General features: G+C 69.7%; 9 protein-coding genes and 1 CRISPR repeat array. Of the genes, 7 read left to right on the plus strand and 2 right to left on the minus strand.

The features are described 5' to 3' along the window. Nucleotides 1-54: 54 nt before the first annotated feature. Genes casA through cas2e form a run of 7 tightly spaced genes read left to right on the plus strand, consistent with a single transcriptional unit; the run spans nucleotide 55 to nucleotide 6275 of the window. Entirely contained in the window at nucleotides 55-1647 is a 1593-nt protein-coding gene (casA, locus tag HDA32_RS30070; protein WP_179647049.1) for a type I-E CRISPR-associated protein Cse1/CasA, read from the plus strand. Continuing rightward, nucleotides 1644-2375 carry a type I-E CRISPR-associated protein Cse2/CasB gene (gene casB / locus HDA32_RS30075; RefSeq protein WP_179646353.1) on the plus strand — a complete coding sequence of 244 codons (732 nt, stop codon included), beginning with the start codon at nucleotides 1644-1646 and terminating at the stop codon, nucleotides 2373-2375. The genes casA and casB overlap by 4 nt, the downstream gene beginning before the upstream one ends. Beyond that, nucleotides 2372-3502: a type I-E CRISPR-associated protein Cas7/Cse4/CasC gene (gene cas7e / locus HDA32_RS30080; RefSeq protein ID WP_179646354.1), complete on the plus strand. Its 1131-nt coding sequence runs from the start codon at nucleotides 2372-2374 to the stop codon at nucleotides 3500-3502. Before casB ends, cas7e begins: the two co-directional genes overlap by 4 nt. After that, nucleotides 3499-4275 (plus strand): type I-E CRISPR-associated protein Cas5/CasD, encoded by a 777-nt coding sequence (gene cas5e / locus HDA32_RS30085; RefSeq protein ID WP_179646355.1) that lies wholly within the window; start codon nucleotides 3499-3501, stop codon nucleotides 4273-4275. Before cas7e ends, cas5e begins: the two co-directional genes overlap by 4 nt. After that, nucleotides 4272-4955 (plus strand): type I-E CRISPR-associated protein Cas6/Cse3/CasE, encoded by a 684-nt coding sequence (gene cas6e, locus HDA32_RS30090; protein WP_179646356.1) that lies wholly within the window; start codon nucleotides 4272-4274, stop codon nucleotides 4953-4955. The genes cas5e and cas6e overlap by 4 nt, the downstream gene beginning before the upstream one ends. Before the next feature lies 1 nt (nucleotide 4956). Then, nucleotides 4957-5946, plus strand: a complete 990-nt coding sequence (gene cas1e / locus HDA32_RS30095; RefSeq protein WP_179646357.1) for a type I-E CRISPR-associated endonuclease Cas1e — start codon at nucleotides 4957-4959, stop codon at nucleotides 5944-5946. Further along, the gene (gene cas2e / locus HDA32_RS30100; RefSeq protein WP_179646358.1) at nucleotides 5946-6275 is read left to right on the plus strand and encodes a type I-E CRISPR-associated endoribonuclease Cas2e; all 330 of its coding nucleotides are present in this window, start codon (nucleotides 5946-5948) and stop codon (nucleotides 6273-6275) included. Before cas1e ends, cas2e begins: the two co-directional genes overlap by 1 nt. 39 nt (nucleotides 6276-6314) lie before the next feature. Next, a CRISPR array of direct repeats spans nucleotides 6315-8051; the repeat unit is 29 nt; unit sequence CCAACCCCCACGCACGTGGGGATGAACCG. A gap of 525 nt (nucleotides 8052-8576) precedes the next feature. Here cas2e and HDA32_RS30105 read toward each other — a convergent pair. Both HDA32_RS30105 and HDA32_RS30110 read right to left on the minus strand, forming a co-directional pair. Beyond that, on the minus strand, nucleotides 8577-8948 hold the full coding sequence (locus HDA32_RS30105; RefSeq protein WP_179647050.1) for a DUF4352 domain-containing protein: 372 nt from the start codon (nucleotides 8946-8948) through the stop codon (nucleotides 8577-8579). A gap of 3 nt (nucleotides 8949-8951) precedes the next feature. Further along, complete coding sequence (locus HDA32_RS30110; protein ID WP_179646359.1) at nucleotides 8952-9281, minus strand: hypothetical protein; 330 nt, start codon at nucleotides 9279-9281, stop codon at nucleotides 8952-8954. Nucleotides 9282-9333 lie beyond the last annotated feature (52 nt).

Raw genomic sequence — 9333 nt, forward strand, 5'->3', positions numbered from 1 at the left:
CGACCGGTGCGGCCGGACCGGGGGGCGGCACCCGCTTGATCCCTTGGAGGAGCCATCCCACCGCCTTCCTTCGACCTCGCCACCGCCCCGTGGCTCATCGCCCGGAGCACCGATCCCCAGGTCGCGCCCGAAACGCTCGGTCTGCGCGATGCCCTCGTCCGGGCCCACGAACTCGCCGACGTCGAGATCCCCCTGCCCCCGGCATCGGCGGTGCTGTGGCGGGTGCTCGCGCTGATCGCCGCCAGGGTCACCGGACTCGACGAAGCCGACAGCCCGAAAAAGTGGCAGCAACGGCGCCTCCAGATCCTGAAAGACGGCGGACTCACCCCCGAGGCCGTCGACGACTACTTCGCGCGGCACCCCGACCGCTTCGACCTCTTCCACCCCGAGCGCCCCTGGCAGCAGGACCCCCGCCTGCGCGAGCAGTGCCCGAAGCCGTCGGGCGTCAACAAGCTGGCCTGGGGACGGACAGCCGGGCAGAACCAGGTGTGGCTCGGCGGGCACCACCACGACCTCGATCCGCAGCCGCTCACCCCGGCGGAGGCGGCCTGGCACCTGCTGGCCACGCTGGGCAACGGGCCGTCCGGCCGCTGCTCGGCCCGGGTGGTCAACGGCCGCAACGAGGCCAACGTGACCGCGGGACCGCTGCGCGGCACCGTGTCCTACCACCCGCTGGGCCGGACCCTCTTCGAGAGCCTGGTCCTCAACATCGCCTATCCGGGCGACGACGCCGAGCCCGATCTCGCCCCGTGGGAGCGGCCCGACCTCAACGACCCGCTCGGCCTGCCCGAAGAACCCATCGGGCCGGCCGGGACCCTCGTCAACCAGTCCCGCCACGCCGTCCTGCTGCAGCCTTCCCCCGACGGCTCCAGCGTGGTCGACGCCTGGGTCACCTGGGCGTGGCGGGAACGCGGAACGGCTCCGCTCGACCCCTACCTCATCCACCAGACCAGCAAGGAAGGCCGGATCTACCCCCGTCCCGCCGACGCCGACCGCGCCGTGTGGCGCGACCTCGACGCGCTGCTGCGCCACGGCGAGGACGGCCGCTACCGGCCCGCACTGCTGGACATGTGCACGGTGCGGACGGGCGTCCCCGCCGAGGTGCGCGACGCCCTGCGACTGCGTGCCTTCGGCTTCGACCAGGACGGCCAGACCCGCGACAGGCAGTGGTTCACCGCCACCACCCCGGCGGTGCTGCGCTGGCTGGAGGAGCGCGACGAGGACTCCACCGAGAACGCGCGGACCGTGCGCCGCATCGGCCTGGCCCGCAAGGCCGCCGAAGCGCTCGGCCGCCGCCTGGAGAGCGCGTTCAAGGACGCCTGGAAGGCGAGCAACAGCCCCGGCGGCGGCTCGGCGACCGAGACCGGCGCCGGCCCGTGGGTCCGCCCGGGCGTGAGTCGCTACTGGTCCAGCGCCGAACCCGTCTTCTGGGACATCGCCTACGACCGGGACACCACCGGATACGCCAAGGGCGCGCCCGGCCCCGGCAACGCCTTCAACCTCCTGGCGCTGGCCGCCTACGACGAGGTGACCTCGCCCTACTGCGACCGTCCGAGAGTGGCCGAGGTCGTGGAGCGGTACCGGACGAGCCTGTTCGACCACTGGACCCCGACCACCGCGAAGAAGAAGCAGGAGGCAGTCACGTGAGCAGTGAACGCATCCTCCACCGGGCCGACGCGCTCGTCGAACGGGTGCGCACGGTCATCACCGGCGAACCGGCCGCCCGAGCCGCCCTGCGGCGCGGGGTGGGGTTGACCCCCGAGGACCCGCGCATGATCCCCGCACACGGGATCGTCGCGCCCTACACCACGGACGAGCACTCCAACACCGAGCGCGCCTTCTACGCCGTCGCCGCGATCATGGCGGCGCAGACCAGGGACGCCCGCGGCAAGGACACCGCATCCGGCGAGGAGGAGGCCGAGCCGCAGATCTCCGGCGACGGATCCGCGGCCGAGAACGAAGCCGAGCCCGTCCAGGCGCGAGGCAACGGGCAGAGCAAGGACAACGGTGAGGCGGAGAAGGGGGCGAAGGCCACCGGCAAAGCCGGGAAGCGCCCCAACCTCGGCGTCACCCTGGCCAAGGCCGTCATCAAGCGCACCCTCAACGCCGACACCACCGAGCAGCGGCTGCACCTGCTCGCCCGCCAGCCCATCGACGGAGTGCACCGTCACCTGCCGCGCCTGGTCCTGCACCTGCGAGGCAACTCCGAACCCGTCGACTGGGGACTCCTCATCCGCGATCTTGCCCGGTGGGGGCACAGCCCCGGTCAGGTCGCCAAGGAATGGGTGCAGGGCTACCACCGCACCCTGGAGACCGATCGCCGCAAGGCCAAAGCCACGACCACGGCCACGACCGAAGGAAGCGAAGCCGCATGACATCCCCCGGATACCTGGACGTCCACGTCCTCCAGACGCTGCCCTACTCCAACATCAACCGCGACGACCTCGGCTCACCCAAGACGGTCGTTTACGGCGGCAAGGAGCGCACCCGCGTGTCCAGCCAGAGCTGGAAGCGCGCCGTCCGGCACGAGGTGGAGGCCCGGCTCGGCGACAGGGCCGTGCGCACCCGCCGCATCATCGGCGAGATCGCCAAGCGCCTCGAGGCCAAGGGCTGGGACGGGAGCCTCGCCGAAGCCGGCGCCCGCCAGGTCGTGCTGTCGGTGGGCAAGGTCGGCATCAAGCTGGAGAAGGAGAAGGAAGGAGAGCCGCCCGCCACCTCCGTCCTGTTCTACCTGCCGGCCTCGGCGTTCGAGGAGCTGGCCGACATCGCCGCCGAGCACCGGGACGCCATCGCCAAGGAGGCGGCGAAGAAGACCCCCAAGCCGGTCCTTCCCCCCGACCGCATCACCGAGGTGCTCAGCAGCCGCAACGCCTCGGTCAACCTCTTCGGCCGGATGCTCGCCGAACTGCCGAGCACCGAGGTGGACGGCGCGGTCCAGTTCGCGCACGCCTTCACCGTGCACGCCACGGCCGTCGAGGTGGACTTCTTCACCGCCGTGGACGACGTCCCCAAGGACAACGACCGCGGCAGCGGCCACATGAACGCCGGGCAGTTCAGCGCCGGAACGTTCTACCGCTACGCCAACGTCAACCTCGCCCATCTGCTGGAGAACTTCGGCGGCGACGCGGACGCGGCCCGGACCGCCGTCGACGAGTTTCTGCGCGCCTTCCTCAGCACCGTCCCCTCGGGCAAGCAGAACGCCACCGCCGCCATGACGCTGCCCGACCTCGCGCACATCGCCGTGCGCCCCGACCGGCCGGTGTCCTTCGCTCCCGCCTTCGAGACGGCGCTGTACGGGGGCGACGGGTACGCGGCCAGGGCCCGCGGCGAACTGGATTCCTACGCCGGGCGCCTGCGCAGGCTGTGGCCGGACAGCGCGGTACGGGGATACGCGGCGGTGGAGGAGAAGGACGACTTCGCCGCGTTCGGCGACCGGCACGAGTCCTACCCCGACCTCATCGAAGCGATGGTCGCGGCCGCATTCGACCGGAGCGGGACGTGAGCGGATTCCTGCTGCGCCTGGCCGGCCCCATGCAGAGCTGGGGCGAGCACAGCGCCTTCGGGGAGCGCGACACCCTGCCCTACCCCACCCGGTCCGGCCTGGTCGGGATGTTCGCCTCGGCGCAGGGAGTGCGCCGGGGCGAATCCCTCGAACGCTACGAGGCGCTGGAGCTCACCGTGCGCGTGGACAGCGCCGGGCTGCGCATGAGCGACTTCCACACGGTCGGCGGGGGCCTGCCGCGCGAACGCACCGTTCCCACCGCCGAAGGGAAGCGGCGTGGCGAGAACCAGACGACCATCGTCACCCGCCGCTCCTACCTGGCCGACGCCGTGTTCACCGTCGCCGTGACCGGGGTCGGCGCGGACGGGATCGCCGACGCCTTGGCGTCGCCGCACTGGCAGCCCTATCTGGGACGGCGCTCCTTCGTCCCCGACCCGCTGCTGGTGCTGCGCCGCCGCGTCGCGGACCCGGTGAAAGAGCTGCTCACAGCGGTTCCTCTGCCGTACCGGGAAGTGCCGGAAGGGGCTGAGAAGACCATCGTGGACGTGATCCACGAACAAGGCGCCGGCGGCGGGCCCGCGCGGAGCGTCGCCGTGCTCAGCGACGTTCCGCGCTCCTTCGCCGCTAAGCGCCGCCAGTACGCCACCCGCCAGATCGGCACCGTACCCACCGAGGTTCCGGCCGCCCTGGTGGCCGACCGGGGCGAGGACTACCAGGACCGCATCTTCGCCTACGCCGGGAAAGCCGAGGAACACGCCGGGGAGTCGGCATGACGTGGTTGACCAAGATCGTTCCCGACCTGCGCCACCGCCAGGTGCGCGCCGATTTCCGCAGTGCCGGCGATCTGCACCGCAAACTGATCCGGCTCTCCTCCGATCTCGGCCCCGAACCGGTCGAGGACCCGCGCGCACGCGCCGGACTGCTGTTCCGGGTGGAGGAGACGCGATCGGGCATCCACCTGCTGGTGCAGAGCCGGTCCCGGCTCGCCCTGGACGGCCTCGGCCCCGGATACGACGTAAGCGAGCCCCGCGAACTGGAACCTTTTCTGAAGCGGTTGGAGAAGGGCCGTCCCGTGCGGTACCGGATCGTGGCCAGCCCGACCAAACGGCTCGGCAAGTCAGAGAACAACGCGCGGCGGCTGGGCCTGGACGAGAAGACTGGGCCGAAGGCGTACACCATGCCGTTGCGCGGTGCGGAGGCCGACGAGTGGTGGAGCCTCCGCGCCGCAGCCAGCGGCCTGGACCTGCGCAGCGCTTCCGCCCACGCGCTCGACGACGCCCGGGACAACGGCACCGCGGGCAAGAAGCGGCGCGTCCGGCACCCGGCCGTGCGGTTCGAGGGCGGCGCGGTCATCGCCGACGCCGACGTGGTGCGCTCCGCGGTGCTCAACGGCATCGGGCGCGGCAAATCGCACGGGTGCGGGCTTCTCAGCCTCGCGCTCGTGGAGGACTGAGATGGCAGCGGTGGAAGACGCTCGCAAGGCGCTCGCCCGCCCCACCTTGGCGATGCTGCCGAGGGTCTCCGACGGGCTGTCGTTCCTCTTCGTCGACATCTGCCGGGTGGTGCAGACCGACACCGGGGTGTGCGCGGAGATCGAGACGGACGCCGGGGGCGTGCACCGTACGCCGATCCCGACCGCGTCGCTGGCCTGCGTGCTCCTCGGGCCGGGAACCTCGATCACCACGCCCGCGCTGGCGACGTTCATGCGGCACGGCACCACGGTCGTGACCTCCGGAGCGGGTGGAGTGCTGCACTACGGGAGCGTTCCGGCCCCCGGCCGCACGACGAAGTGGCTCGATCGGCAGGCCCGCGCCTACGCCGACGACGAGCGCCGCATGGAGATCGCAACGCGGATGTATGAGATGCGGTTCGGCGAGGAGGTCGCCGAGGGCACTTCGATCGAACGGCTGCGGGCCCTCGAAGGGCAGCGCATGAAGGGCCTCTACCGACAACTGGCGACCAAATATCGGCTGAAACCGTTCAAACGCAACTACGACCCGGAGTCCTGGGACGAGCAGAACCCGGTGAACAAGGCCCTGTCCGCGGGAAATGCGGCGCTGTACGGGGTGGCGCACTCGGTGATCGCCCATCTCGGCTGCTCCCCCGCGCTGGGATTCGTGCACTCGGGCAAGCAGCACTCGTTCCTGTTCGACATCGCGGACCTCTACAAGGCGAGGACGACCGTCCCGCTCGCCTTCTCCCTGCACGCGTCATCGTCGCCGGAGAGGGAGGCACGGTTCAAGCTGCGCAGCGACTTGAAGCTCTACCGGATGATCCCGCAGATGGTCCGGGACGTGCAGATTCTGCTGGATCCGGACGTCGACGACATCGAGGTGCCGTCGGGGCCGAGCTCGTGGCGGGTCGTCGACCTGTGGGATCCGCTGGCGGGCGCGGTCGCCGGAGGCGTCAACTACGCGGACCATTTGGTCGGGGAGCCACGCTGATGGCGAGCGTGGTGGTCATCGCCACGACGGCCGTGCCGGACCATGTTCGGGGCGCACTGTCCCGGTGGATGGTCGAGCCGGTCGCCGGCGTCTACGTGGGCACGATGAGCGCTCGCGTCCGTGACGAACTGTGGTCCGTGGTGAGCGACTCGGTCGGCGACGGAGCCGCCGTGTCCGTGCACCCTGATGACAACGAACAGGGCTTCAGCATGCGCACTGCGGGGGAACGCCGACGCGTGGTCATGGACTTCGACGGCTTGCGACTGATCCAGATGTCGGCATTGGAGGAATCAGCTCCGAACACGGCACCGACCCCCGAGGGTTGGTAACGCAGAGATAACGCGCCACAAAACCGCAGGCCATTAACTCCAACCCCCACGCACGTGGGGATGAACCGGGCTGGTTGCCACCGTTGGCGTGGGACGACGACCAACCCCCACGCACGTGGGGATGAACCGGCCGCATGAGCTATGCGAGTGCGTGCGTGATGCCAACCCCCACGCACGTGGGGATGAACCGATCAAGCGTGTTGTTTCGAAGAACTACGCGCACCAACCCCCACGCACGTGGGGATGAACCGACGGACCCGGACATCGGTGCCCGTGTAGGTCACCAACCCCCACGCACGTGGGGATGAACCGAGGTGCTGCTCCCGCTGGCGGACCTGGACAACCCAACCCCCACGCACGTGGGGATGAACCTTTTTCCCGAGCTTGCAGACGCTCCGAAATGCTCCAACCCCCACGCACGTGGGGATGAACCGTGCCGCTCATCGTGCCGCAGAGCGCAGGACAGCCAACCCCCACGCACGTGGGGATGAACCGGCGGGCAAGGCGGTCAACAACATCTGGTCGGCCCAACCCCCACGCACGTGGGGATGAACCTGCTCCGCTTCCGCGGTCAGTTCGTCCACGAGCCCAACCCCCACGCACGTGGGGATGAACCTTGCGTTCCCTCCGGGAGGTCCGGGGCCGGTTCCCAACCCCCACGCACGTGGGGATGAACCCTTGACCTGAAGCTCGCGGCAGAGGCTGAAGGCCCAACCCCCACGCACGTGGGGATGAACCGGATCGGGTGAGTAGCATGCATTACGGCACCGTCCAACCCCCACGCACGTGGGGATGAACCGTACTCCCCGGCTGTGCCGGGGCTCGAATGGAGCCAACCCCCACGCACGTGGGGATGAACCGGCTCCGCGGGAGTGACGCGGGGTCCGGGGCGCCCAACCCCCACGCACGTGGGGATGAACCGCGGCGGGGAGGAGACGGCCCAACGCGCGGTCCCCAACCCCCACGCACGTGGGGATGAACCGCGGCACGTGTGCCGGATACCCCGGCACGACAGCCAACCCCCACGCACGTGGGGATGAACCGCGGTCATCCGCCGTGCGGAATCGCGCGAGCATCCAACCCCCACGCACGTGGGGATGAACCGCCGGGGTCACCTACGCGTGCGTTGGCGAGCTGCCAACCCCCACGCACGTGGGGATGAACCGCTCTTGGCTGAGATCCGCACCGTCCTCACCGACCAACCCCCACGCACGTGGGGATGAACCGCTGCGCGTGTTTGGCGAGTGGTTCGAGATCGGCCAACCCCCACGCACGTGGGGATGAACCGACGGCAAGGCGCGGGACCGCGAGCGGGAGGAGCCAACCCCCACGCACGTGGGGATGAACCGGTCGCCTCAGTGACGTCCGCCGACAACTCCGTCCAACCCCCACGCACGTGGGGATGAACCGACGACCGGGCCGACTTCGTGCAGCCGGATCTCCCAACCCCCACGCACGTGGGGATGAACCTCCCCCGTGCCGGCTGCCGCTGGTGTGCATCTCCCAACCCCCACGCACGTGGGGATGAACCGCGGATCAGCCAGGAGCTGGCGCGGGCTGCCACCCAACCCCCACGCACGTGGGGATGAACCGTACTCCATGACAGGGGCGTAGTCGGACGCGGCCCAACCCCCACGCACGTGGGGATGAACCGTTAGAAAGTAGGATCAACCGGACCTGGTTGAGCCAACCCCCACGCACGTGGGGATGAACCGGCGCACGAGATCTTCGTGCACCCCGACACTCCCCAACCCCCACGCACGTGGGGATGAACCGCAGATCAACGGGTACGGCGAGCTCGTCGACGACCACCGAGTTCAACGCGTCGCTGGACGAGGTGACCTTCGACGGAGAGCGGCTGCGCGTCTACGTCACCGCGCTCGTCGACGGGTGCGAGTGGCGCTCGGGGAAGGTCACCGGCCGGAGTGCGCCGCGCACCTGAGCACCGCATTGCTCAGCAGAAAAGGAGACCCCTGCTCACCTGGTGTTCCAGGTGAGCAGGGGCCTCCTTCGTATGCAAGCATGTCCGGATCGGCCTCGCCGTACCCGGTCAGTCGCTCAGGAGCTTCACGCAGTCGGTGTATCCCCAGCCGGGTCGACTCATGCAGTCCTTGAGGTCCTGCCGGTATTGGGCGTCTTGCTGCTCGGTCCATGCCTCCTCAGGGGTCGGCGGATCCTGCTGGGGCGCTCCAGCATCCAGGCCAGCGCGATGAATACGATCGCGATCGCGCCGAGGCAGCCCATGCCGACCCGGTTCTCCGTCTTCGCCCAAAACCGTTTCGCGTCCTGGCTCATGGCGGGTCAGACCGCCTCGTCGAAGTCGACCACCACGAATTGGCCCCCGTCCCACACGCCGGTCATGTGGGCCTGCGTGATCCTGGTGTCCTCGCCCACCAGGAACGGCACCCGCATGTCGACCGACCCGCCGGGGTTGACTTCGCTGTACAGCGCGTCCTCGCTGTCGGCCGTCATCAGCGCTTCGTAATCCATCCCGTACATCGATCCGGTGTCGTCGACGACCATCGCGCTCTCGGGATCGACGCTCTGCGGTGCCTGGGAGGCGTTGGCGAAGGTGACCTCGACCAGCAGGTAGTCCTGCCCGTCGGGGGCGACGGCGTTGGTGCCGTAGTCGCTGCTGATCGTGGTGACGCGTTCGGTGCCGTTGATGGTGATGTCTCAGATCCCGTCTGATCCGGTCTCGCCTTGGGCGATGGCCTCGGGCAGGTCCTCGGTCGGCTCCTCCTCGACGAGCGCGGGCTCCTCTTCGGCGCCTTCCTGCGCGTCTTCTTCAGCGAAGTCCTCGCCCAGGTCCTCCTCGAGTTCGGCGGCGGCCTGGTTCATGCTGTTGGTGAGGTAAGCCTGGAAGCCGTACCAGCCAGTGCCGAATCCGAGGCCGAACGCGATGACGATCGCGCCGGCGAGGACGAACCACACCCATCGCGGGGTGGACGGCCGGGGCGGTGAGGGAGGCGGCGGAGGTGCAGGCTGCTGCGGTTCTGCGGTCATGGGGGATGTTCCCTTCGTGAGCTGCGGTAATGGGGACGGTACGCCTCGTTGG

It is taken from the genome of Spinactinospora alkalitolerans, assembly GCF_013408795.1.
Classification (GTDB): Bacteria; Actinomycetota; Actinomycetes; order Streptosporangiales; family Streptosporangiaceae; genus Spinactinospora; species Spinactinospora alkalitolerans.